The organism is Paraglaciecola sp. IT1134 (assembly GCF_058068185.1).
The window spans coordinates 4917387-4941014 of sequence record NZ_CM176486.1; the positions used below are offsets into that span (position 1 = coordinate 4917387).

21 protein-coding genes and 1 pseudogene are annotated in these 23628 nt (G+C 46.4%); 14 read left to right on the forward strand and 8 right to left on the reverse strand.

Translation table 11 applies throughout. From position 1 onward, the window contains the following. Positions 1-51 precede the first annotated feature (51 nt). Positions 52-954 (reverse strand): virulence factor BrkB family protein, encoded by a 903-nt coding sequence (locus AC3RV5_RS21415; RefSeq protein WP_489729594.1) that lies wholly within the window; start codon positions 952-954, stop codon positions 52-54. 33 nt (positions 955-987) lie between these two features. After that, a complete protein-coding gene (metF, locus tag AC3RV5_RS21420) occupies positions 988-1872 on the reverse strand; it encodes a methylenetetrahydrofolate reductase (protein ID WP_489729595.1) in 885 nt (294 codons plus the stop codon). Between the two features lie 145 nt (positions 1873-2017). On the opposite strand from metF, the gene metJ reads away from it, so the two are divergent. Next, positions 2018-2341: a met regulon transcriptional regulator MetJ gene (gene metJ / locus AC3RV5_RS21425; protein ID WP_489729596.1), complete on the forward strand. Its 324-nt coding sequence runs from the start codon at positions 2018-2020 to the stop codon at positions 2339-2341. A 25-nt stretch (positions 2342-2366) separates the two neighbouring features. On the opposite strand, the gene AC3RV5_RS21430 is transcribed toward metJ, so the two are convergent. Beyond that, a complete protein-coding gene (locus AC3RV5_RS21430; RefSeq protein WP_489729597.1) occupies positions 2367-3029 on the reverse strand; it encodes a glutathione S-transferase in 663 nt (220 codons plus the stop codon). A gap of 186 nt (positions 3030-3215) precedes the next feature. After that, positions 3216-3491 (reverse strand): c-type cytochrome, encoded by a 276-nt coding sequence (locus AC3RV5_RS21435; RefSeq protein ID WP_489732229.1) that lies wholly within the window; start codon positions 3489-3491, stop codon positions 3216-3218. A 121-nt stretch (positions 3492-3612) separates the two neighbouring features. Here AC3RV5_RS21435 and AC3RV5_RS21440 point away from each other — a divergent pair. The 4 genes and pseudogenes from AC3RV5_RS21440 to AC3RV5_RS21455 all read left to right on the forward strand — a co-directional run bounded on the left by AC3RV5_RS21440 (position 3613) and on the right by AC3RV5_RS21455 (position 10306). Further along, positions 3613-5038: pseudogene (locus AC3RV5_RS21440) on the forward strand (protein adenylyltransferase SelO). A gap of 93 nt (positions 5039-5131) precedes the next feature. Further along, positions 5132-8002: an EAL domain-containing protein gene (locus AC3RV5_RS21445; protein ID WP_489729598.1), complete on the forward strand. Its 2871-nt coding sequence runs from the start codon at positions 5132-5134 to the stop codon at positions 8000-8002. Positions 8003-8097: 95 nt separating this feature from the next. After that, positions 8098-8712: a GTP cyclohydrolase II gene (ribA, locus tag AC3RV5_RS21450; protein ID WP_489729599.1), complete on the forward strand. Its 615-nt coding sequence runs from the start codon at positions 8098-8100 to the stop codon at positions 8710-8712. Positions 8713-8938: 226 nt separating this feature from the next. Next, positions 8939-10306 (forward strand): DUF3300 domain-containing protein, encoded by a 1368-nt coding sequence (locus AC3RV5_RS21455; protein WP_489729600.1) that lies wholly within the window; start codon positions 8939-8941, stop codon positions 10304-10306. Between the two features lie 160 nt (positions 10307-10466). On the opposite strand, the gene AC3RV5_RS21460 is transcribed toward AC3RV5_RS21455, so the two are convergent. Further along, positions 10467-10784 (reverse strand): hypothetical protein, encoded by a 318-nt coding sequence (locus AC3RV5_RS21460; protein WP_489729601.1) that lies wholly within the window; start codon positions 10782-10784, stop codon positions 10467-10469. Positions 10785-11316: 532 nt separating this feature from the next. Here AC3RV5_RS21460 and AC3RV5_RS21465 point away from each other — a divergent pair. Continuing rightward, a complete protein-coding gene (locus AC3RV5_RS21465; RefSeq protein ID WP_489729602.1) occupies positions 11317-12366 on the forward strand; it encodes an agmatine deiminase family protein in 1050 nt (349 codons plus the stop codon). After that, entirely contained in the window at positions 12363-13271 is a 909-nt protein-coding gene (locus tag AC3RV5_RS21470; RefSeq protein WP_489729603.1) for a carbon-nitrogen hydrolase, read from the forward strand. Before AC3RV5_RS21465 ends, AC3RV5_RS21470 begins: the two co-directional genes overlap by 4 nt. Before the next feature lie 72 nt (positions 13272-13343). Here the strand turns inward: AC3RV5_RS21470 and AC3RV5_RS21475 are convergent, their stop codons facing one another. After that, entirely contained in the window at positions 13344-14360 is a 1017-nt protein-coding gene (locus AC3RV5_RS21475) for a serine/threonine dehydratase (protein WP_489729604.1), read from the reverse strand. A gap of 123 nt (positions 14361-14483) precedes the next feature. On the opposite strand from AC3RV5_RS21475, the gene AC3RV5_RS21480 reads away from it, so the two are divergent. Next, the gene (locus AC3RV5_RS21480) at positions 14484-14858 is read left to right on the forward strand and encodes a PH domain-containing protein (protein ID WP_489729605.1); all 375 of its coding nucleotides are present in this window, start codon (positions 14484-14486) and stop codon (positions 14856-14858) included. 82 nt (positions 14859-14940) lie between these two features. Here the strand turns inward: AC3RV5_RS21480 and AC3RV5_RS21485 are convergent, their stop codons facing one another. Continuing rightward, positions 14941-17148 (reverse strand): S9 family peptidase, encoded by a 2208-nt coding sequence (locus tag AC3RV5_RS21485; protein WP_489729606.1) that lies wholly within the window; start codon positions 17146-17148, stop codon positions 14941-14943. A 64-nt stretch (positions 17149-17212) separates the two neighbouring features. Between AC3RV5_RS21485 and AC3RV5_RS21490 the strand changes: the two genes are divergently transcribed. The 3 genes from AC3RV5_RS21490 (at position 17213) to AC3RV5_RS21500 (ending at position 19095) form a co-directional block, all read left to right on the forward strand. Beyond that, complete coding sequence (locus AC3RV5_RS21490; RefSeq protein WP_489729607.1) at positions 17213-17842, forward strand: NAD(P)H-binding protein; 630 nt, start codon at positions 17213-17215, stop codon at positions 17840-17842. A gap of 4 nt (positions 17843-17846) precedes the next feature. After that, positions 17847-18566, forward strand: a complete 720-nt coding sequence (locus tag AC3RV5_RS21495) for a tRNA1(Val) (adenine(37)-N6)-methyltransferase (protein WP_489729608.1) — start codon at positions 17847-17849, stop codon at positions 18564-18566. Between the two features lie 151 nt (positions 18567-18717). Continuing rightward, on the forward strand, positions 18718-19095 hold the full coding sequence (locus AC3RV5_RS21500; RefSeq protein ID WP_489729609.1) for a hypothetical protein: 378 nt from the start codon (positions 18718-18720) through the stop codon (positions 19093-19095). 15 nt (positions 19096-19110) lie between these two features. Here the strand turns inward: AC3RV5_RS21500 and queG are convergent, their stop codons facing one another. Further along, positions 19111-20262: a tRNA epoxyqueuosine(34) reductase QueG gene (queG, locus tag AC3RV5_RS21505; protein WP_489729610.1), complete on the reverse strand. Its 1152-nt coding sequence runs from the start codon at positions 20260-20262 to the stop codon at positions 19111-19113. Here queG and AC3RV5_RS21510 point away from each other — a divergent pair. The 3 genes from AC3RV5_RS21510 to AC3RV5_RS21520 are packed head-to-tail and all read left to right on the forward strand — an operon-like array spanning position 20250 to position 23604. After that, on the forward strand, positions 20250-21785 hold the full coding sequence (locus AC3RV5_RS21510) for an NAD(P)H-hydrate dehydratase (RefSeq protein ID WP_489729611.1): 1536 nt from the start codon (positions 20250-20252) through the stop codon (positions 21783-21785). The two genes, queG and AC3RV5_RS21510, sit on opposite strands and share 13 nt — an antisense overlap. Further along, a complete protein-coding gene (gene tsaE, locus AC3RV5_RS21515; protein WP_489729612.1) occupies positions 21782-22237 on the forward strand; it encodes a tRNA (adenosine(37)-N6)-threonylcarbamoyltransferase complex ATPase subunit type 1 TsaE in 456 nt (151 codons plus the stop codon). The genes AC3RV5_RS21510 and tsaE overlap by 4 nt, the downstream gene beginning before the upstream one ends. Before the next feature lie 26 nt (positions 22238-22263). Beyond that, positions 22264-23604, forward strand: coding sequence for an N-acetylmuramoyl-L-alanine amidase (locus AC3RV5_RS21520; protein ID WP_489729613.1), 1341 nt, complete (start codon positions 22264-22266; stop codon positions 23602-23604). The last annotated feature ends 24 nt before the right edge of the window (positions 23605-23628 follow it).

Genomic DNA, 23628 nt, shown 5'->3' on the forward strand with positions numbered 1-23628 from the left:
TAACCTGAGCAACAAACGTATACGGGCTGTTGCCCGTATTATATTAGATAATTAGCTTGTCGAAGATGATGTATTCTCATCATCTTCGATAAATTCATCTTGTGGCTCTTCGTGTAAAAACAGTTCGAGCACATGGGTGAATTCCGCTCCCAGCAGTACCACTACCCAGGATAAATATACCCACACAAATAAAATCGGGATTACAGCCATAGCGCCATAGATCACTTGGTAAGACGGAAAATTGGTAATGTAAAACGAAAACCCCTTCTTCGATAACTCAAACAAAGTCGCAGCCAGCAAGGCTCCGGATATGGCATGACGGGGATTAATACGCTTATTTGGCACTATCATATAGATAATGAAAAATGCCGAAACAGAGGCCACAAAGGGCACTATTTTGAGTATAGTAGTGGTGACCCCATACGTATAAGCCTCAGCGGTATTGGCTAGCGCCATTAAATACGAACTCACGATGACACTCAATCCTATTAATAAAGGTCCCAAGGTCAGTACCATCCAATATATGGCGAAAGTAAAAATGATCGGCCTTTCACTTTTTGCCGCCCAAATGCGGTTCAGAGTTTTGTCGATATTGGAAATCAGTAACAAGGCCACTACCACCAAAGACACTATACCAATAGCCCCCATTTTAGAGGCATTGCCGACAAACTCCCCTACATATTGCTGAATTTGCTCCCCCGCCGCCGGGATAATGTTGCCAAAGACTAAAGCTTCAATATCTCCGCGCACTTTGGAAAATGCCGGAAAGGCCGACATTATAGTGAAAAACACCATAACAAAGGGAACCAGAGAGAGCAGAGATACGTAGGCTAGGTGTCCAGCAGAAACCGTTATGCCGTCTGACAGGCAGTGTTTCAAAAACATCCGCACAAACAAATTGAGCTTAGGTGCCTGCTTTGTAAAGCTATTCAATAAATTAATTTTATTATCCATCAAGTTCGCATATGGCCAAGTAAGTTAACCCGTCTAGTCTGCTCTAACACCCAACATATGGCAAATGGCATAACTCAATTCGCTGCGATTAAGGGTATAAAAATGAAAATCCCGGACCCCTTCTTTAGCCAACACCTTGACCATATCCATGGCGATACTTGCCCCCAATAGATTGCGTGTCGTCTGATCGTCCGCATCCAAGCCGTCATACATTTTATGTAACCAATTGGGGACATGCACATTAGTAAAACCGGCAAAACGTTGCAACGTCTTATAATTAGTCACCGGCAGTATGCCAGGCACTATGTCCATATCTATGCCTGCCGCTGCAGCCCTGTCTCTGAAACGCAGAAATACTTCGGCATCAAAAAAGAACTGGCTAATGGCCTGATTCGCACCAGCCTCAGCTTTGCGCTTAAGGTTTAATAGGTCAAATTGGCTGTTTGGGGCTTCTGGGTGTTTTTCTGGATAAGCCGCCACGGCGATATCGAAATCTGCCACCTCTCTAAGCAAGGCAACCAGGTCCGATGCGTAAGACACATGTTCGGAATAGCCTTCTGGCAGATCGCCACGCAAGGCAACAATTTTTCGAATGCCACTGGCCCAATAGTCTTTGGCGATCTGCACCAGTTCATCCCGGGTTGCATCCACACAGGTCAAATGTGGTGCTGCTGCAATACCCGTTTCGCTATGAATACGTTTAACGATTTCATGGGTGCGATCACGTTCACCACTGTTAGCCCCGTAGGTAACCGACATGTATTTAGGTTTTAGTGGCGCCAGTCGCTCAACCGATTTCCATAGCGTTTGCTCCATACTCGGCGTTTTCGGCGGAAAAAACTCAAAAGATACATTGATCCCTTTTAATTCGGATAATGATTGATTGAGCGCATCAATCCCCCGTGCATAAGACACCATGGTGGCTCCGTTAAATTTGGACGTTTAGACGTCTAAATTAAACTTTGTACGTAAAGCCGTCAAGATGTTTAGCAGTCTATCGTTGACCTTTATCGGTTAACAGTTAGAATTTCCGCTTATAAGAAAGAAAAAAGCGAGTAAAACGATGGCTAATACAACCAAGTGGAATGGTAAATACATCCACCCCTATGCAGAACACGGTAAAAAAAGTGAACAAGTAAAAAAAGTAACGGTGTCTATCCCTCTCAAGGTCCTCAAGGTGTTGACCGATGAGCGCACCAGGCGACAAGTTAATAATTTACGGCATGCCACCAACTCTGAGCTGCTATGTGAAGCCTTTCTGCATGCATTCACCGGCCAGCCCCTGCCTGACGACGTGGACTTGCAAAAAGAGAACCCCAACCGTATTCCGACCGAGGCCTGGAGAATAATGCAAGAAATGGGGCTAGAGGACGACAGCAATGACTGAGTGTATCAAGGAATATGACTAACGTTTAGGCGTAGGCGTATTCTCCGCCCCGGATCAACGCGCGTTTATAGGCCTCACGGGCATGGATACGCTGCACATAACTAGCGATATTAGGATAACCTGTAATGCCCCGTGACGCACTAGCCTCTAAAGGGAAGCTCATTTGGATATCCGCCCCGGACAGTGTCTCACCAGCAAACCACTGATGTGTGGCTAAATGGCTTTCGATGAAGGCCATATTAGCGCTGATATTCGGTCCAAAATAGCCACCCATGACCTTGTCGGCAATTTTATTAGCAATGATTTTGACAAAAAACGGTTTGGCGTTAGTTCGCACTTTATCAAACACCAATTTGGCCACCATAGGTGGCATTAATGAGCCTTCTGCAAAGTGTAACCAGTAGTTGTATTCTCTGTAGGCCTGACTGTCCACAGCAGGCAACATCTTGTCCGCGGAGTAACGACGGGCGAGATAGTCAATAATGGCGCCAGACTCCGCGACAGTGATATCACCATCAGTAATAACCGGCGATTTACCCAGAGGATGGATTTCTTTCAACGTATCCGGGGCCAAATTGGTCACAGGATCACGCTGATAACTCTTGATGTCGTATTCTAACTCCAGCTCTTCTAACAGCCAGAGGATCCGCTGGGAGCGGGAATTATTTAAATGATGTAGGGTAATCATAGTGTCTCCGATAAAAATTTGCTTGCCCTAAGTTACGGTTATTGAGAGCAATTAGTTCATCGTATTTATGAATAGACTATTATCAGCTAAAAAAATACCCGTTCAGAATGTGAAAAATTCAGTGATGCTCAAGCAAAACTGAATTTTTTCGATAACACCATATTGTCAAATTCCAGCCGTAACGTTTTATTTACCGCCCGGATCCAGACTTGCAAAATAGGCTGCTAGATCATTTATATCGCTATCACTCAGACCCGAGGCCATGGGGGCCATCACCATATTTTTGCGTTCACCGCCACGAAAGGCGTTAAGTTGCAAAACCAGGTATTGCTCTTTTTGCCCAGCCAGATTGGGATACATAGGTATTTGGGATATGCCATTAGCACCATGGCAAGCCACACAGGTCATAGCTTTATTTTTTCCCGCAGCCACATCGCCAGCATAAGCGTTACTTGTTAACATACTGATTAACGTGGCGCTAACGAGGCCACAAGTTTTGAGAAGTAGTTTCATATTCGATCCTTATAGGTGATGACTAACTATACAATAACTCAAATACATGGCAATTAAATAGAGGTATCAAGTGAACTTAGATCATTCTTACGCCCTTGAATTAAGTGATTTAGGTTCACTGGTCACGCCCGTGGGCATTAAAAACGCGAGACTCATTCACGTCAATCAATCTCTTCGTCAAACGTTACAACTGCCCTCAAACTCTGACCAAAATGTTGTTTGAACAAACAAGTCCTTTAAATAAATTATCTATGGCGCAAAAATACGGCGGACACCAATTTGGCCACTGGAATCCAGAGCTAGGGGACGGTCGAGGTTTGCTTTTGGGAGAAACCACTGATGCAGCAGGTCAGCGCTGGGACTTGCATTTGAAAGGTGCGGGGCCCACCCCTTATTCGCGTTTTGCCGATGGCCGGGCAGTCTTGCGCTCAACGTTGCGCGAGTATTTGGCCAGCGAAGCGTTGCATCATCTCTGCATACCAACCTCTCGCGCATTATGTTTATTGGCCAGTGAAGAGCCGGTTTACCGGGAAAAACCGGAACATGCGGCGATGATGATCCGAGCCTGCCAAAGCCATATCAGGTTTGGCCACTTCGAATATTTTTACCATAGCAATCAACACGACAAGCTAAAACGTTTATTTGACTATTGTTTCAAATACCACTTTGCATATTTGGCGAAGGACCGATTTCCCCATTTGGCCATGCTCAGAAAAATCGTAAACGACACCGCTGATCTTATCGCCAAGTGGCAAGCGTTTGGCTTTAATCATGGAGTGATGAACACGGACAACATGTCTATACACGGTATTACATTCGATTTTGGACCCTATGCTTTTTTAGACGATTTTGCCCCTGATTTTGTCTGTAACCATTCAGATCATCAAGGTCGATATGCATTTGATCAACAGCCTGGTGTCGCACTATGGAATTTAAATGCCCTGGCCCATGCCTTCACCCCCTATTTGGACATTAGCCAAATTAAATCGGCCCTTGGGGAATTCGAGCCGCAACTGCTGAATCACTATCGCGACCTGATGGGCAAAAAATTAGGACTATCTTCCGACGGGACGGATAACCAAGATCTGATCAATCAATGGCTAAATCTGATAGAGAAGGATAAACGTGATTACCATATTAGTTTCCGCCTGCTATGTGATGTAAATGAATTCGCAGACAATGCAGCACTAATAAATCATTTTATTGATCGAGATGCAGCAATGGCTTGGCTAGAGCGCTATAAAATAACCTTGTTGTCCCAAGGTACGACGCAAAATATCCGCCAACAGCAGATGAGGTTAATCAATCCCACCTATGTATTACGTAATTACCTGGTCCAGTTAGCGATAGACGATGCTGAAAATGGCGAGTTTGGCAAATTTGAAACACTCCTTAACGTATTGCAACAACCGTTTGACAGCCAATTGCAATACGCAGAGTATGCCAAAGCCCCACCCAATTGGGGCAAACACCTGGAAATTTCATGTAGCAGCTAAACCAGGCTGCACGCCATTGGTGATTTAACAAGACATCGGGTCAAGCTTTTAGCTTATACTGTTGCTGATTAACTGACTTTGAATTGATAAATATTGAAACATACCTTCTTTAAAAAACTGTTTTGGCTGCTCGCCGCCACCGTTTGTTTCGTCAGACTGGCTGTTGCCGAGCCAGTGGTGCTGGAACCAAATCTAAGTAAGGTCAACCTGCTCAAACAAACCCAGTGGTTAGTCACCAACGACAGAGCCCAGTTATCAGACATTCAGGATTTACAAAACTGGCGCTCAATTTTTTACCCCCATCCTCTGGAATCAAACCAAAGTCTGTGGGGTAAAGTTCAGGTACAAAGCAAACACGGTTCGCAACACTATTTTCTGTCCATAGGTAATCCTCACCTGGACATAGTGGATGTATATTTATTAGATGAAAAAAACCGCATATTAAGCTCCTATCCCATGGGCGCATCCAGGGACAATAGCACTCGTCCTTACTCCCATCGTTTATTTGTTGTGCCGATAGATGCACCATTAGACCAGCCACTTAATTTATATTTTAGGGTGCGAGATGACGGTCCTTTAGTTTTTCCTCTGAGCATTTATTCTGCGTCTGAATTGATCGCTGACGAACAACGCTCCATAGCTGCATTTGCCTTTTTAAGTGGCGCACTGGCGATAATGGCTGTGTATTTCCTAGTGACTTACACTTTGTTGCGCAGTCCGGTACGCTTTTGGTTTTCCGTTGCCAGTGCCGGATATCTACTGCTTTTTTTAAATATTCAAGGATTAGTCAGCCAAGCTATCGGAATTAGCGCCTACATCAGCCAGATCACCACCTGTTTATGCGGATTGTTGCTTTTTACCCTGACAAAAGTCACTTTTACTATTTTGGAAAAAGTACCAGCTTATTATCGTTACTTCTTATATACCTTAGCGTTAATTACCGTCGTTTCAACCTTTGTACTGTCTAGTTATCAGCAAATCCTGACGGCCGCTGTCACGGGTATGATTTCTGTATTAGTGGTCGCGGTGTTGTCGTTATTTTATCGTGACAAAGACAAAACCATGGCCAATCGAATATTTGCCTTAGGCTTAGGGCTGATTACACTCACGAGTGTGGTGCATGTGAGTTTGTATTTGGACGGCTTCGAATTCCCCCATCAGCTATCGCTGGCCTTAAGTGCGGTTATCATTCTGGGAATAGTGTTAATAGCTGTGGCCATAGCCGCCCACGAAAAAGTACTTTCCGTTCGCCATCATGCCACTTTGCAAGACACCATTGGCGAACTACAGCTCTACCAAGAATTATTTCGTGACTCTGCCCAAGGGTGTTATATCTCTACACCGAAGGGCAAGTTACTTAAGGTCAACCGGGCCATGAGCGAGATGTTCGGCTACGACAATGAGCAACAAATGCTCGAAGCCATAAAATCCACTGCGGAATTTTATGCCGCTCCCCAGGACCGCGAGCTTCTACTCGGGGAATTGCAATGTTACACTAAAGTGTTAGGTAAAGAGATCAGGGGCCTGCGCAAAGATGGCAGCGAGTTTTGGTTTTCGGTTTCCGCTCAACGTAAACAAAATGACAACAGCACCGAGAAATTTATTTACGGTTCACTGTTTGACATAAGCCTGCGTAAAAAATCGGATATTAGCCTGGAATATATTGCCACCCACGACGCATTAACCGGAACGTATAATCGTCAGGAATTCGAAAACAGACTGCACAACGCGCTACAATTGGCGCAGTTGAACCAAACAGAATTAACCCTGCTGTATATCGACATCGACCAATTCAAGGTAGTTAACGATACATGCGGCCATAAAGCAGGGGATTTGTTGCTCAAACAACTGGCCGACATGTTAGCAAAAATAGTTGCCCAACAAGGGACGTTAGCCAGGCTCGGTGGGGACGAATTTGGCATACTGCTGGAGGGTGACCATGCCCAGAAGACCTATATGTTGGCCAATAGATTGCTTACTGGTGTACAAGAATTCCGCTTTACCTGGGAGAAACAAATTTTCACCTTGTGTGTCAGTATCGGTCAGGTGTCTTGGCAGGCGGATATCGGCAATTCCGAACAGCTACTGAGTATGGCTGACTCCGCGTGTTATATGGCAAAAGAACGAGGACGCAACCAAATCCATACCTATTCGCCGGAAGATCAACATATGCTGCGCTACGAATCCGAGCTGGTCTGGTTGTCACATATTCAGTTTGCGCTAGAAAACGATGGTTTCGAGTTGTTTTTTCAAAAATACTTGCCCATGACTAAAGTAGAAAACGGCCACCACTATGAAATCCTGCTCAGAATGCGTGACGACAAGGGCGAGCTTATCTTGCCCTCCGTCTTTTTGCCGGCCGCAGAACGCTATCATTTATCCCCCCGCATTGACCGCTGGGTTGTGGAAACCTATTTTCGATGGTTAGTGAATAACCCTTTGCATCAACAGGCACTGTTTCGATGCAACATTAATTTGAGTGGTCATTCCTTGGGTGACAAGGATTTAAAACTGTTTATTCTCAATGCCTTTGAAAAATATGCTGTGCCTTACGACAAGATATGTTTTGAAATAACTGAAAGCATGGCGATACTGAAGATGGATGAAACTCTGGAGTTTATTCATACCTTTCGCCAGTTGGGATGCAAATTTGCATTGGATGACTTTGGCAGCGGATTTTCATCCTACAACTACCTAAAAAATCTCCCCGTGGATCAAGTTAAAATTGACGGTGATTTTGTCAAAGACATTCTCATCGATCCTGTGGATTTGGCCATGGTGACCTCGATCAAAGATGTGGCTAAAGCCATGGGTATTGAAACCATAGCCGAATATGTCGAATCAAAAGAAATCATGGTCGAGCTTGGTAAGATAGGCGTAGACTTCGCCCAGGGGTATGGGGTGAACAAGCCGTCAACATTAACCATACTCGCCGATAACCAGCAGCAGGTCCTGAACGAATAATCTCGCTCACACCTTGTTTTCATGCGCTAAGCGCCCATATAAATGGGCTACATAAGTAGCGCTTACCCATAACCCTTAAATTTACAAGTATCAATATGAAACAGCACCAGAAGTATGAATATGTAAGCTCAGCCTCTCTACCGACTCGATGGGGACAATTTACTATTCACGGGTTTGTTGAAATCGACACGCAACAAGAACATGTGGCCCTGTCCTATGGTGATTGGCAAACCGGTGATGTGGTGCCTATGCGGATCCACTCAGAATGTCTAACTGGCGACGCCCTCTTTAGCACTCGTTGCGACTGCGGAGCCCAGCTGGAAAAATCCTTACGCAATATAGTTGAACAAGGTAAAGGCGTATTGCTTTATTTGCGCCAGGAAGGCCGCGGTATAGGTTTATTAAATAAAATTCGCGCCTATCATTTACAAGACAAAGGTATGGACACAGTTGAAGCCAACGAACATTTAGGTTTTGACGCCGACTTACGTGAATACGGCATCTGTAAGTTAATGCTGGATAAATTGAATGTAAAGCGGGTGGCGTTAATGACAAACAACCCTAAGAAACGCATCGCCCTTGAGGCACTAGGCATAGAAGTTGTCAGCCGCACGCCAATAGATCATGGGGTAACGGACGCTAATCGAAAATATATTCGTACCAAAACCGAAAAGTTGGGACACGAATTCGATCCTCACCTGTTCAAATAAAATAATAATTTGCGGGCTAAGCGGGTAAATGCAAAACCATTGCTACCCGGTTTTGCATTTACCCAGCTAATGTCGCATGCCACGCATTTCACCCTCCACCCCGGTCTCGGGCAGTTTCAAGCTAAGCTCGTTAGTAAAGGTTCAGTTTTGGTTAAGCCTTAAGGGCTTATAACTAAAACATATCCCTAAGCCATTTGTCTGTATGGCGTTTAAACGAGGTAGGCTCATGCGTAATAATATCAAATACATTTTTATTTATTTGTGTCTTATCGGGGTACTGGTGGCTACGGTATTGCAACTCGCCCAAGCACAGCAGACGGTCAACACAACGGTAGAAAGTATGCAACAACCGCTTGATCAAGGCAAACTGGATCAAATGCTGGCACCCATCGCCCTGTATCCTGACACCTTGTTGTCGCATATTTTGATTGCGGCGACTTATCCACTAGAAGTGGTACAAGCCGCCAGATGGCGGGAGGCCAATGCTGATCTGGATGAAGATCACGCCTTGCAGGCGGCAGATAACCAAGACTGGGATGCCAGTGTCAAGGCGCTGGCCCCCTTCAGAGACTTATTGATAAAACTCAGTGATGATCTCACCTGGTTACAAAATTTAGGTGATGCCTTTTTAACCAATGAGACCCAAGTGTTAGAGTCAGTGCAAAATCTACGTCATAAGGCTTATGCAAAAGGTAATTTGAGGAGTAACGAGTACCTGGAGGTTGAACAGGAACAAGATAAAATAGTGATCCAACCGGTGCAAAAAGAAATTGTCTATGTGCCCTATTACGATACCACTGTGGTATACGGTGATTGGTGGTGGCCGTCATACCAGCCGATTTATTGGCGTTCACCCAGACACTATGCCTATCGCTCCGGCATTTATTGGAGCCCCAGTTTTCACATTAGCACCGGATTCTTCTTTGGCGGTGTGCATTGGGCCAATAATTATGTCGTTATTGATCACAATTATCGCCGTCGTACCGCCAGACATCATCAGCCAAGAGTGATTGTCAGGGAATATCCTCGCTGGCAACACAACCCTCACCACAGACGTGGGGTGCGTTACACAACTAACGGGCATCAGCAGCAACAGGTACGCGTTAGGGAACGTCAACCTGACGTGAAACACTTACGCCAGTTGGCACAAAAGCCGGTAGCGGGGCACACCGTTGTGAGGGGGTCAGTTAACCACCAGCAGATCAAACAACGACTCCAAGAGCATAGGCAGAGACCCAACCAGTCTGATACCAGGGGCGTATTAACCCGCCAGGGCAAACAAGATAAGCAATTACACCGGGTACAGGACACCCCAGAGCGCAGTGTACAAAAACCTGCCCAACGCTCTTATGCTCAAAAACGAGAGGTCCCAGCGCCTAGGTCCGGGTTGGAGCACCGCACACAGTCTCGGGCGCAGTTTGAGCGCCCGTCAGCCGACAAACAGGTAGTCGGACGCCAAGAAGTAGCTCCCCAAAGACCGGTTCGGCATGTACAACAGCGACACAGGGCGGACAGAGCGACGACCCAACCACGTCAAGGGCTATCCCGACAGTCAGAGTCACGTCACAGACGTGATACTTCGGAGCGTAAATAGCGATGGTTGAGAAAAGTTGAGAAATTTGTGGCGCTGATAAAAAGCACATTATAAAGGAGAGAATGAGTAGGCTTGTCCTGGCAGAGTCTTAAAAAACAAGGAAAAAATAGCCTGCCTGGCAGGCTATTTGCCTTTATTTACTCGAGTAACCCTGTCCCTTCTAGACATCGGTAGAGAGGTAAGCATTAACTTGTGACGCTTTGCGTTGCTCAGAAAACTTTATCAAGTCGACGCCGTTACATTTCACGCCGTCAACTGATACCACTTTACGCATCACGTCTTTTGAACTAAAGGCCACAAACCCAACCTTACTTCTTACGCTGCGCTTGAGCATGTCCAGATCGTCGTTGACCACGGCTTTGCAAAAGTTTGAGTATTCAACGTCACCGGAAAAACGTACCTTACTACTAGACTCCATGCCTGCACTGGCAGTAAAAGCCGTCAATGTGAACAGCGATGTTAATAGTACTTTTTTCATGAGTGCTCTCCAAATGTGTTGCTCGTTGTAAGTCTTGCAGGAAATTTCCTGCCTCTTAGTTATGGGTTAAATCCTCAGCCCTGTCTGTGGTTTTATTGTGCAAATCAAGTAAAAATCATGTAAAACAATAGGTTACAAATCAGCAACATATGCAATTCTTTGATATAACTACCTTTTTTAAATTTCGATATATTAATATTGATGATTCATGCTCGTATTTATTCGAAATTCATCTTGATTAAGGTGATTTTTAAGCTAAAGAAAATGGCTGAAAAACCTTTTGTTAACGAAATCCAGTGATTAACCATGGGTAAAAGTCCCTTATCTGGATCAATACAGTCTTAAAAACATACATCCATACATAATAAGCCACGGCTGCCTTGGGAATTTGAATCTACCTAAACCCGCACTCAATCCGCGACAGTTCATCGGGATTAGCCAGGCTTTTTTCAATAAATTACAAGATCCAATAGGCACTTGTGATTATACTTCGCGACTCCATTACTATTTAAACTTCAGATGACGACAGACTATGAGATTACTTCCTGAATGGGCGCCACAAGAGGCAATTATTTTGGCCTGGCCAGACGCAAAAACAGACTGGCAGCCTTGGCTTGGAGACGTACGAGACGTTTATCTGAATATTATTCAGGCCATTAACGCACAAGGCACAGGGGTGATATTGTTGATCCGAGCAGAGGAAGTTGACGCTTTTAACTCCTTAATTGCCTGCGCCGCTGCCCCCCTGAGCGTGTTGTTGGTGCCAGCGGATTACAATGATACCTGGGTACGGGATTACGCCTTTTTGACCTGCGTTACTGACCAGGGCATGCAGCCTGTGGAATTTATCTTCAATGGTTGGGGCAATAAATTCGACGCCCGAAAAGACAATAAAATTAATCAGCAAGTCTTAGCAGGTTTGTGCAGACTCGAATTACAAAGCTTCGATATTGTTGCCGAAGGCGGCGCATTAGAAATCGATGAGGCTGGTGTATTGTTATCCACTGAATTTTGTTTATCTAACCCCGAGCGCAACGGGGAAATGACAAGGACGCAATATCGCACGGTATTTGAAGAAGCCTTGGGCGCCACCAGCGTCTGCATCTTTGAACACGGTCATTTAGAAGGAGATGACACAGATGGCCACATTGATACCCTGGTTCGTTTCACCCCTCACAATGGCTTAGTGGTGCAAACTGCATTTAACGCTCCTGATGATCTCCACCATCAAGGTTTAGCAGCTTTAGTTGCTGAATGTCAGGCTGCTTTACCTAGCCATCAGATATTTGAACTACCGCTACCACATATAGTCAATGCTCAGGGCGAACGTTTACCGGCCTCGTACGCTAATTACTTGATAAACAACAAACAGATCTTATGCCCGGTGTATCAACAGCCTGAAGATGATCTAGCCATGATAATTATGGGCCGTGCTTATCCACACCATACTATAGTGCCGATAAACTGTTTACCCTTGGTGCAACAATTTGGTAGTTTGCACTGCATCAGCATGCAAGTGCCAACCCATACATTGAAACCACAGATCAGTCAGCAACTACTTTCAGGAGTCAGTGAGTTATGAGCCGTACACCACAAACCTCTAAAACCCTAAAAGTTGGAGTCGTGCAACAAGCGGTGGCCGACAATAATAAAGAATTGAGTTGGCAGCGCAGTGCCGAGCAAGTCAGCAAATTAGCCAACCAAGGTTGTGAGTTGGTAATGTTGCAAGAGCTGCACAGCACGTTATATTTCTGTCAGCAGGAAAACACCGACTTTTTCGATCTAGCGGAGCCCATACCAGGCCCGGCCACAGATTTTTTTGCGGATTTGGCCGCAAAATTAAATATCGTGTTGGTCACTTCGCTATTTGAAAAACGAGGCTCAGGACTCTACCACAACACGGCTGTGGTATTTGACAGACAGCTCGGCATGGTCGGTAAATACCGCAAAATGCATATCCCCGATGATCCGGGTTTTTACGAGAAATTCTATTTCACCCCGGGGGATCTGGGTTTTGAGCCCATTCAAACCAGTGTGGGTAAGTTAGGTGTGTTGGTATGCTGGGATCAATGGTATCCGGAAGCCGCGCGTTTAATGGCCATGCGTGGTGCGGATATGTTGTTTTACCCCACCGCTATAGGCTGGGATCAAAACGACACTCAAGATGAACAACAACGGCAATTTGATGCCTGGCAGACCATTCAGCGCTCCCATGCAGTGGCTAACTCCTTACCTGTGATCGTGGCTAACCGCACGGGTTTTGAGGCTTCTCCGGTGGCAGGAGAAGATGGTATCCAATTTTGGGGGCAGAGTTTTATTACCGGCCCCCAAGGGGAGATTTTGGCACAAGCCAAAGCCGATAAAGAGCAGAATTTGATGGTCGAGCTGGATTTAACCCGCACCGAACAAGTGAAACGCATTTGGCCGTATTTTCGCGACCGTCGTATCGATGCCTACGAAGATATGACTAAACGCTGGCGCGATTAGCTTTAAAAATTGATCAATAAAAGCTGCGAGAAGCATGCTCACGCGGCTATTTACTGAGTACTGATATGGTTGTTAAATAACCGATACCAGCGGTGCTAAAGGCAATGAGGGTTGCTTGAGTAAATGATCATCCTGCCAAATTTGTTGCATCTTTTGATTATCAATATTACCCCCGGATAAAATCACCATCACTCGCTGTGGTGTTTTTTGCGCTGCCAAATAATTTACCACAGCGTGCATGCTCATGGCACTTGTAGGCTCCACATGGATTTTTAACAAGTGCTGTAGCCACTGGGTCCAGTAGGCAATCTGCAATTCATCCACCTCATAAAACCCGTCCAAGCGTTTTAAAAATTCATAGGTAAGCTCACCCACAGCGGGTGTGGCGGCACCATCCGCCAGGGTTATCGCGGGTTTTTTTAAGCACTGAATACTGCCTAAACGTAAGGTTTGGGCTGCATCATTGGCTTGCAAAGGCTCCGCGGCAATCACTTTGGTGTGGCCACTGATCGCTCTTGCGGCGATCAAACTGCCGGATGCGAGTCCACCGCCACCACAGGGCATAAATAAGGCATCGATTTGCGGGATTTGCGCAAAAAGTTCAGCGCTGACCGTGCCTTGACCTGCGATAACATCAGGATGATTAAAAGGTGGGATCCACAAGGTCCCGGCGTCTCGTGCTGCTCTGGCCACCGCTTGATCAGCCTCTTCACGTTGCGCATACAAACACAGCTCGGCCCCATAGGAGCGGGTTGCTGCGGCTTTAATTTTTGATATATTTTGAGTACTGTAAATAGTGACCGGTAGATTGAATAGCGAGGCAGCAAAGGCCACAGCTTGAGCATGATTGCCTGAGCTACTAGCCACTATCCGCCGAATATCCCGCCCCTGATCTTTGGCGTGCAGCAACGTATTTAGTGCACCACGTAGTTTAAAGGAGCCGGTTTGTTGGAAACACTCTGCCTTAAAATATATCTGGTGGCCAAGCCAGCGGTTCAATAAACTGGATGTGATGACAGGTGTGGTTTGCACATATGCGGCGATACGCTGCTGGGCGGCTTGAATATCAGAAAATATGACGCTGGGCATGTAATGGCTTAATCCATATAAAAGAGGGTTTGACTTTAACACGCCGAATTTTACAGCTAAACATTAGCGGTTTTTTTATTTATAAAATCAGTTTCACTACACAACAACCTTGAGGAATAAATTATGGGTTTATTGGATGCCCTATTAGGTAACGCTTCAGAAATAGATGTCAACGAAGTGCGAGAAGAGTTGGCGCCGATCATCGGTGATAGCGAAAGTATTCAGCAGGTATTTAAGGTGGTTAGGGACATGTATGTATTTACCAATAAACGTCTGTTGTTAATTGATAAACAGGGCTTAACTGGGCGCAAGGTGGATTATCATTCTATTCCTTACAAGGCCATTACCCAATTTAAAATTGAAACCGCCGGCCATTTTGATTTGGACGCCGAATTTAAGATTTGGGTCTCGGGTCAAGAGCAGCCCATCGAAAGAGACCTAAAAAAAGATACGGTGGTTGGTATTCAGCGCACCCTGGCCACTCATATGTTTGCCTAAATAAAAAACCAAGACAGGAAATAACAAGGGCGACTCTCGAGTCACCCTTGTTGCATCGACTGTATCCGATGTTTTTGGTTAGCTACTTCATGTCAAAATGCCGATTAAAGAAGTTCGTGATGGTGTGGTACAGATGGATGCCGGTTTGTTTACCACGGATACTGTGTTTTTTGCCTGGATAATCCATGCTTTCAAACGGGATCGCCAAGTCTTGCAAATGTTTGTATAACTTGGTGCTATTGCTAAACAACACATTGTCATCCGCCATACCGTGGTAGATGAATAAATCCCCCGTCAGATTTTTTGCATAAGGGAAAACAGAAGAGGCAATATAGGCGTCCTTATCGGTTTGCAGGTTGCCCATGTAACGCTCGGTATAGTGGGTGTCGTACAAAGCCCAATCTGTTACAGGTGCCCCCGCAACTGCGGCCTGGAAATATTCACCGGCTTTAAACATGCTCATCAAAGCCATGTACCCCCCATAACTATGCCCATGTATGCCAATACGTGTGGCATCCACATAAGGCAGCGTGCGCAAAAATTTCACCCCGGCGATTTGATCGTCAACCTCGATGTCTCCCATTTTTTTATACAAGGCGTCCTCAAAGGCTTTACCCCGGTAATTCGAGCCCCGATTATCCACTGTGAATACTACATACCCTTTATCGACCCAGTACTGCATTAACAGGCCTCTATTCCCCCCCCAGCTGTTGGTAACCAGTTGGGCATGCGGTCCACCGTAAACGTAAACGATAACCGGATGTTTACCTTCAATTTTACGGGGTTTATACAGGCGGTAATACAGTTGGGTGCCATCGTCGGCCACAAAACTGTCCAGGGTGGGTTTAACCCATTGCTGCTGGTAATCACTCAGGGGGTGATCCGCATTCAGGGCATTTTCGCTCAACCAGGCGAGGTGTTTACCATTTGCGCTGTGCAAGCTAACTTGCCAAGGCGTATTAACCGTAGAAAATTTGTCCACATAAACCCCAGCGTCCTCGCTAAACTCAGGGATATGTGTGCCACTGCGCTGGCTGATTGGCGTGATTTCCCCACCATCAAAGGACACCACATAAATATGACGTTCCGTAGGCGTATCCGCCCGTCCGGTAAAATAAATACTGCGTTTATCTTCATTGATGGCTTCGATTTCATCAACCACCCAGTCGCCGTCGGTCAGTTGACGCACTAACTGACCGTCGTTTTGATACAGGTACAGATGTTTGTAACCACTGCGCTCAGAGGCCCAGATAAAATGCTTTTGGTCTTTTAGAAAATGTAAATCGTTATGTAAGTTCACCCAGGTGTCACTGGTTTCGCTCAGTAGATTGTATTGCCTGCCTGTAGTGCTGTTATAAGCCCGTAATTCGAGCGTTTTTTGATTTCTACTTTGCCATTGATAAGTAACTGACTGGCTATCTTGCATCCAGTTCACGCGTGCCAAGTACAGGTCTTTTTCAGCACCTAAATCAATCCATTGGGTCTCACCAGTGCCAATGGTTTTCACTGCCAGTTTAACTGCCACATTCGGGGTCCCTGCACTTGGATAGCGCTGACTGATCGTTTTAATTGATTCGGCGTAAATTTCGCTACGGGTGACTTCTTGTACCCCTGATTCATCAATTTGGGTAAAAGCGATTTTAGTTTCATCAGGGGACCACCAATAGCCTGTCATACGACCCATTTCTTCTTGGGCGACAAATTCCGCCATAGCGTTTTTGATGTTCTCTTTGCCATCAAGCGTTAACTGGGTCTCAACTTTAGTGGCTAACGCTTTGATAAACAGATTTTGATCCCGCACATAAGATATATAATTACCTTTTGGGGAGAAACGAATATCTGTCTCAAATGCCTCGGTATCCAGGACCTTCTGAACTTTGTCATCACCCAGGCGGTAATAATAGGCATCACCAGCCAGAGGGAACAACAATGCCTTACCATCATCGGACCAGTGATAACTAACGATACCACTACCACTCATGCGCATCCGTTCCCGGCGGGCTTTTTCTTCGTCAGACAACACTTCGGGGCCACTGTGTAAATCGTCGGAATTAAACAGCATCTGGGTTTTGCCACTGGCGATGTTGTATTCCCACAAATCATAACGCTCGTAATCGCTTTGTTTACCTTGCAAGAAGGTCACGCGTTTACCATCAGGGGAGACTTGCACGCTGTTAGGCGCACCACCCTCTAATGCCGGAGATTGGAATATACGCTCTATGCTTAATTTTTCAGTTGCCATAACAGAGGTCGCCAGTGAACATAATAGTATCCAGATGAGTTTTTTCATTAATAATCAGTATCCTTTAATCGTCAAGCACGTATTGTAAAGAGTTGATTCAAATAGGCAAAATATGAAAACAATAAAACACGCCTTGGTTTTGGGTGCAACCGGCCTGGTTGGTAAAGCATTAGTGACAATGCTGCTTAACGATCCCCGTTACAACCGTATCATCTGCCTACTACGCAGGCCGCTGCAACAAAGGGATTTCATCGATCCTCAGGGCAAACTGGAACCTATAGTGATCGACTTTGAAAACTTGCAGGCCTACCAGGGTTATTTTGGTGTTGCCCATGTCTATGTCTGCCTGGGCACTACTATTAAACGGGCCAAATCCCTAGAGGCTTTTCGCAAAGTGGATTTTGAATATGTGCATATTGCCGCCCAGTTAGCCCGAGCTCAAAAGGCCCATAGTTTTGTGTGGATATCGTCAGTGGGTGCCAACGCCAAAAGCAGCCATTTTTATTTGCGGGTTAAGGGGGAGCTAGAAAATGCTATTTTTGCTATCTCAGGCCTAAACCATCCCAGCGCGGTACGACCGTCATTATTACTTGGGGCTCGAGAGGAGCCACGCTGGGGTGAAAAAATAACAGCCGCAATGGCAAAATTGCTGGGCCCTATAATGTTCGGCCGTTTGGCGAAATACCAACCTGTGGATGCCAGATATGTAGCGGCCCAAATGATCAAACTACAAGTATTCTAAGACTATGGCAAACAGCGGTTTTCAATTTAAACAGTTTTTTATTACGCACCAAGGCTGCGCCATGAAGGTGGGCACCGACAGCATTATGCTTGGCAGTTGGGTTAACCCATCCCAGGCACGTACTGTTCTGGATATCGGTACAGGCAGCGGCTTATTGGCGATCATGCTGGCCCAGAAAACGCGGTCAGATTGTACTATTTCAGGTCTGGACGTAGACGTGGGAGCTATCCGGCAAGCCCAAGAAAATGCGCAAAAGTGTCCCTGGACAAACCGACTGCACTTTATTCACTGTGCGCTGCAAACTTGGCAACCCGGGTGTCAGTTTGATCTTATTGTTGCCAACCCCCCCTATTTTAATAGCCCAAAGGAGCCGCTGGATAAATCTTTTCAAACGCGCCTAATCGCTCGCCAGACTTTAAGCTTGTCCCATCAGCAACTCATAGCCGGCGTGGCAGAACTACTTTCCCCAAAAGGGCAATTCTGCTGTGTGCTGCCAGTGCAAAACGCCTTAACGCTAATGGCATATGCCCAAACCCATGGTTTATTTTGCACCCGGCTACTGATTGTTAAAGCCAGACCCGAAGGTGAAGATATCCGTTACTTAATGGCATTTCGTCGCCAGGCTAACAAGCCTCAAACCGAACACCTGGCTATTTATACCCATGAGCAAAACTATAGCCCAGCTTACAAGGCGTTATGCCAAGCCTACTATCTCAACTTTTAGGGCTAAAACGTCGAAACGGCAAGCTTAGTGGATAATGATCAACTCTTGGTCATATGTGATATATGCTGATAACACGGGGAAATTCGACTAATCTAGGTGTAATGCAGCTGTCGATTTTATGCTTGTTGGATATTAGGATCACGAGGTGAACATGGGTACTTTGAAACTACCGGAATCGATATCGTCCCTGGTTGAGCGTTTGCAGGTGGTAGAATTCAGCTGGCGCGGGGTGCGCATTCAAGTTCCCAAATTTGCGATTTATGCCAGCCTGTCCCAACCGATTTTTGATCAGATGATCCGGCGTAAGGGTTACCAGATGGCCATTCTAAAATTTGGCCGCTACCGAGTACCCATCATCGACCCTTTCAAAGATGATCTGTCGTTATGCCCCAATTACGTGATTATTCTTAGCCATTGTCGAGCCAACCGATTCGGTTTGTATGGCTATCCAGCAGATAACATAGAAACCGGTATCGAACTGCCGTTTCAACATAGATCGGTGCCGCGCATAGTCAAAAACTTTATCTAACTAAAAAGGCGGCCATCAGGCGTCCCGGGGCAAACCCTTTTCTATACTTCTAATTAGACGCTGCTTGAGCCGATCGGGGCCGGCGGCAGCACTTATCTTCTTAACCTGCTGTTGGCCCAACGCCCATCTGGCATGCTCTTGCACCAGCTCACTGGACGTGCTGAGCAAGGTTTCAAGTGCCGTCACAATTTCGGGGCTGTAGGGGGCATTTCCCAGGCCTACGGCCAAATTACGCTGCCAACGCTGGTGACCGATACGCCGAATGGGCGATCCCTCGGTGAGGCGCAAAAACATATTTTCATCCCAACTCAACAATTCAAGCAAATCTTTGTCTTGCAATGCCTGACGAGGATTAAAATCGTCTTCATCAGTTAACTGGGCATAACGGTTCCAGGGGCAAATCAGCTGGCAATCATCACAGCCATACACCCTGTTACCGATCAGCTTGCGGTATTGTTCAGGGATGGCCCCTTTTAATTCTATGGTCAGGTATGAAATACAACGCCGGGCATCTACCACATAAGGCTCTACTATGGCCTGGGTGGGGCAAATAGTGATACAAGCGGTGCAACTGCCGCAGCTTTGCTCGGCGGGTTTATCCACAGGCAAGGGAATATCCACAAACAGTTCCCCCAGGAAAAACCAGGAGCCCGCCTGTTTATTCAGGGTAAGGGAGTGTTTGCCCGTCCAGCCTATCCCGGCTTTCTGGGCAATGGCATGTTCTAGCACTGGGGCGGAGTCCACAAAGGGTCGAAAATTCAGCGCCTCACATTCTGATTGAATTTTTTCACCGAGTTTTTTTAGTCGACTGCGTAATAGTTTGTGATAGTCCCGCCCCAGGGCGTAACGACTGATATAGGCCTTATGTTTATTTTTTAAGGTGTGAGCAAACTTTGCGTGGGGGGGAAGGTAATCCATACGCACGCTTATCACCCGCAGAGTGCCTGGCAGCAGCTCTGACGGACGAGCACGTTTCATACCGTGCTGGGCCATATAATCCATGTCCCCTTGGTAACCTTTATGCAACCAGGTCTGCAGGGGTTTCTCGTGCGCGGCTAAATCCACATCTGCGATCCCTACTTGCTGAAAGCCTAGCGCTTTACCCCAAGCCTTGATATTTTCAGCTAACTGATTCAGAACATGGAGATCATATTGTGCAGACGACATTAACTACCTTAATGGACAATTGGGCACCGTCTAGTTTATCACACAAAGTTTTTTGGGCAGAACAAGTGCGCCACAATGAACGAGCAGCAGCCCAAACAATGGGTTGCCCTATGTTTACCCTGATGGAACGCGCCGGACATTCAGTATTTGATTTTCTCAAACAAAATTGGCCCTATGCCCGACGGATAGCGGTTTTGGTTGGTTCAGGGAATAATGCTGGCGACGGTTATATAGTGGCAAGTTTAGCCAAGGCATTTGGCTGGCAGGTTACTTTAGGCGCCATAGACCCAGATAAACAACTGACAGGAGATGCCCTGCAGGCCCGGCAAAACTGGCTGGGGGCCCAGGGCGACATCCTGCCCTGGCAGGATATTGAGTTGTCCGAATTCGATGTAATAGTAGACGCCCTGCTGGGTACAGGCCTATCCGGCGAGGTGAGGGCAAATTTTACCCAGGCGATTGACGCGATAAACCACGCCCAGATACCCGTGCTGAGTATCGATATTCCCTCGGGTTTACATGCGGACCTGGGTTACCCACTCGGCCAATGTGTGCAAGCGGATTGCACTGTGACCTTTGTGGGTAAAAAAATCGGGTTAACCAGTGGTCAAGGAAAGCATTACAGCGGTAAACTCATCTATAACGATTTAGGCATAGGACAAACGTTTGCCACCTTAGTCCAGCCCGCTGCTCATTTAATCAGTTTTGCCCTCTTACCCAAATTAGCGAAGCGAGCCGACAATGCCCATAAGGGCCAATTTGGTCGTCTACTGTGCATAGGAGCTAATCAAGGGATGCCTGGCTCCATTCGTATGACCAGTGAAGCGGCGCTGCGTAGCGGAGCCGGCCTGGTGCGAGCTTATTGCCATACTGATAACCGATTGGCCATAGCCATGGGCCGTCCGGAATTGATGCTCAGCAGCGACAATTTTGAGCAGCAATTAATCTGGGCCAGTGGTTTTGCCCTTGGGCCTGGCTTGGGACAAAACCATTGGGGAACAAACCTGTTTGCACAGTTATTCAAACATTTAAAACAGCAAAGCAAACCTTTAGTAATTGATGCTGACGGACTGAACCTATTGGCCGCAGATGAGGTCGGACTGCACCAGTTATTGGACAGTAAACGCACGGTACTCACGCCGCACCCGGCTGAGGCCGGCCGCTTGCTTGGCTGTAATACAACAGACATCGAAGAAAACCGGCTGGGGTCGGTACAAGAAATCGCCAAAAAATATCAGGCAGTATGTGTGTTAAAAGGGGCTGGCAGCATGATAAGCGATGGACAACAAAGCTGGATTTGCCAGGACGGCAATCCAGGAATGGCCACCGGTGGTATGGGCGATGTATTAACCGGTATCATCGCCGCGCTGTTGTGCCAGGGCATGAGCGCCACTCAAGCGGCCTTGTACGGCGTATGTTTACATGCTGCGGCCGCTGACAAGGTTGCCAGCCAGTATGGACAACGTGGTATGCTTGCCACAGATTTGTTTGACCCCTTACGAGTATTAATTAACTCAGCATGAAAAAAACATTTTTTTTAGCCGATGAACAAGCCACAGTAGATCTGGCTGGCCGCTTGGCCAAAATATGCAGCCAGGCCACCGTTATTTATCTGGAAGGCGATTTGGGAGCCGGTAAAACCACCTTTAGCCGTGGCTTCATTCAGGGTTTAGGACATCAAGGCAAGGTAAAAAGTCCAACCTACACCTTGGTTGAACCATACGAGGTTGGGGGCTGGCGAGTATTTCATTTCGATTTGTACCGCTTGGCGGATCCTGAAGAGTTAGAATTTATGGGGATCCGCGATTATTTCGATGATGATTGCCTGTGTTTGATTGAATGGCCTGATAAAGGCGCCGACCTCTTGGCATCTGCTGATTTACACATTAGTATTGAATTTGTTGATAATAGCCGCTCACTAAACATGCAGGCCATAAGCGGATATGGGCAACAACTTGTAAGCAACTTCACATAAGAATTAATAAATAAGTAAAAATAACAATGAAATGTAATAGGCAATGGGTATCAGTGTGGTTGTTAGGCCTGCTATTAAGCGGGCTCGCTGGTGTAACAAACGCGGAAAATGCCATAGACGGCGTGCGAGTTTGGCCGTCACCTGGTAGCACACGTATTGTTTTTGATTTAGCCGATGCACCACAATTCAGTTATTTTAGCCTGACCAAACCTGAGCGCTTGGTTATCGATTTAGCCAATACCCGGGAAAACTTCAATTTTGCTAGGATCGCCGGCAAAAGCCCGTTGATAAAAAAATTACGCTACAGCACCCCCAAAGACAAAGACTCTGTGCGGGTGGTAATAGAGCTCAATAAAAGCCTTGCCAGTTCACTTTTTTCCTTGCCCCCAACCGAGCCTTATCACAATCGCTTGGTTATTGATCTGGAAGACAAAACGGCTAGTCAACTAGAGCCAGTGGTAATCAAACACCGTTCCAGTGCAAAATCCGAGCGGGATATCATCATAGTCCTCGATGCGGGGCACGGCGGTGAAGATCCCGGCTCAATTGGTCGAGGGGGGAGCTTTGAAAAGAACATTACTTTGAATATCACCCAGCGCATAGCTAAACTGATCGATGCTGAGCCGGGTATGCAAGCCATCATGACCCGTTCCGGTGACTATTATATTTCCCCCAACAAACGCCCAGAAATTGCACGCAAACATAAAGCGGATTTATTGCTCTCAGTACACGCTGACGCGTTTATCACGCCCCAGCCCAGCGGTGCTTCGGTATGGGTATTGTCCATGCGCCGAGCAAATTCTGAATTAGGACGCTGGATGGAAAAATCTGAACGTCATTCCGAGCTCCTCGGCGGTGCGGCACAAGTGATAGAAGATACGGCCAATGAACGTTACCTGACCCAGGCCTTGCTTGATATGTCCATGGATCATTCCCTTACCACCAGCTATGATTTAAGCAAAAGGGTGATAAGTCAGCTAAAGGGCGTCACCAAAATGCATAAAACTATTCCCCAAGCGGCTAGTTTAGCGGTTCTGACTGCCCCGGATATCCCTTCCATCCTGGTTGAAACTGGCTTTATCTCCAATCCTAAAGAAGAGAAAAATCTTAATTGGGCGGATTATCGCCAGAAATTGGCTCAATCCATTTTTGTGGCGCTCAAGCAGCATTTCAAAATAGCCCCCCCGGATGGCTCCTTATGGGCTAAACAAAAGCAATTTAATCGCACCCACAGGGTCCGCAGCGGAGAGTCCTTATCCATACTTGCTCAGCGCTACAATGTGCGGATCAGCTCTTTAAAGGCCGCCAACAATCTCAATTCAGATATTGTGCGAATAGGTCAAGTACTGACTATTCCTCGCACCTAGTCCGTAATACAATATAACTATTCA

What these genes read in the sequence shown, in the direction of transcription:
- AC3RV5_RS21415 (WP_489729594.1), bottom strand. Translation starts at nt 954, where the DNA reads ATGGATAATAAAATTAATTTATTGAATAGCTTTACAAAGCAGGCACCT.
- metF (WP_489729595.1), bottom strand. Translation starts at nt 1,872, where the DNA reads ATGGTGTCTTATGCACGGGGGATTGATGCGCTCAATCAATCATTATCC.
- metJ (WP_489729596.1), top strand. Translation starts at nt 2,018, where the DNA reads ATGGCTAATACAACCAAGTGGAATGGTAAATACATCCACCCCTATGCA.
- AC3RV5_RS21430 (WP_489729597.1), bottom strand. Translation starts at nt 3,029, where the DNA reads ATGATTACCCTACATCATTTAAATAATTCCCGCTCCCAGCGGATCCTC.
- AC3RV5_RS21435 (WP_489732229.1), bottom strand. Translation starts at nt 3,491, where the DNA reads ATGTTAACAAGTAACGCTTATGCTGGCGATGTGGCTGCGGGAAAAAAT.
- ribA (WP_489729599.1), top strand. Translation starts at nt 8,098, where the DNA reads ATGAAACAGCACCAGAAGTATGAATATGTAAGCTCAGCCTCTCTACCG.
- AC3RV5_RS21455 (WP_489729600.1), top strand. Translation starts at nt 8,939, where the DNA reads ATGCGTAATAATATCAAATACATTTTTATTTATTTGTGTCTTATCGGG.
- AC3RV5_RS21460 (WP_489729601.1), bottom strand. Translation starts at nt 10,784, where the DNA reads ATGAAAAAAGTACTATTAACATCGCTGTTCACATTGACGGCTTTTACT.
- AC3RV5_RS21465 (WP_489729602.1), top strand. Translation starts at nt 11,317, where the DNA reads ATGAGATTACTTCCTGAATGGGCGCCACAAGAGGCAATTATTTTGGCC.
- AC3RV5_RS21470 (WP_489729603.1), top strand. Translation starts at nt 12,363, where the DNA reads ATGAGCCGTACACCACAAACCTCTAAAACCCTAAAAGTTGGAGTCGTG.
- AC3RV5_RS21475 (WP_489729604.1), bottom strand. Translation starts at nt 14,360, where the DNA reads ATGCCCAGCGTCATATTTTCTGATATTCAAGCCGCCCAGCAGCGTATC.
- AC3RV5_RS21480 (WP_489729605.1), top strand. Translation starts at nt 14,484, where the DNA reads ATGGGTTTATTGGATGCCCTATTAGGTAACGCTTCAGAAATAGATGTC.
- AC3RV5_RS21485 (WP_489729606.1), bottom strand. Translation starts at nt 17,148, where the DNA reads ATGAAAAAACTCATCTGGATACTATTATGTTCACTGGCGACCTCTGTT.
- AC3RV5_RS21490 (WP_489729607.1), top strand. Translation starts at nt 17,213, where the DNA reads ATGAAAACAATAAAACACGCCTTGGTTTTGGGTGCAACCGGCCTGGTT.
- AC3RV5_RS21495 (WP_489729608.1), top strand. Translation starts at nt 17,847, where the DNA reads ATGGCAAACAGCGGTTTTCAATTTAAACAGTTTTTTATTACGCACCAA.
- AC3RV5_RS21500 (WP_489729609.1), top strand. Translation starts at nt 18,718, where the DNA reads ATGGGTACTTTGAAACTACCGGAATCGATATCGTCCCTGGTTGAGCGT.
- queG (WP_489729610.1), bottom strand. Translation starts at nt 20,262, where the DNA reads ATGTCGTCTGCACAATATGATCTCCATGTTCTGAATCAGTTAGCTGAA.
- tsaE (WP_489729612.1), top strand. Translation starts at nt 21,782, where the DNA reads ATGAAAAAAACATTTTTTTTAGCCGATGAACAAGCCACAGTAGATCTG.
- AC3RV5_RS21520 (WP_489729613.1), top strand. Translation starts at nt 22,264, where the DNA reads ATGAAATGTAATAGGCAATGGGTATCAGTGTGGTTGTTAGGCCTGCTA.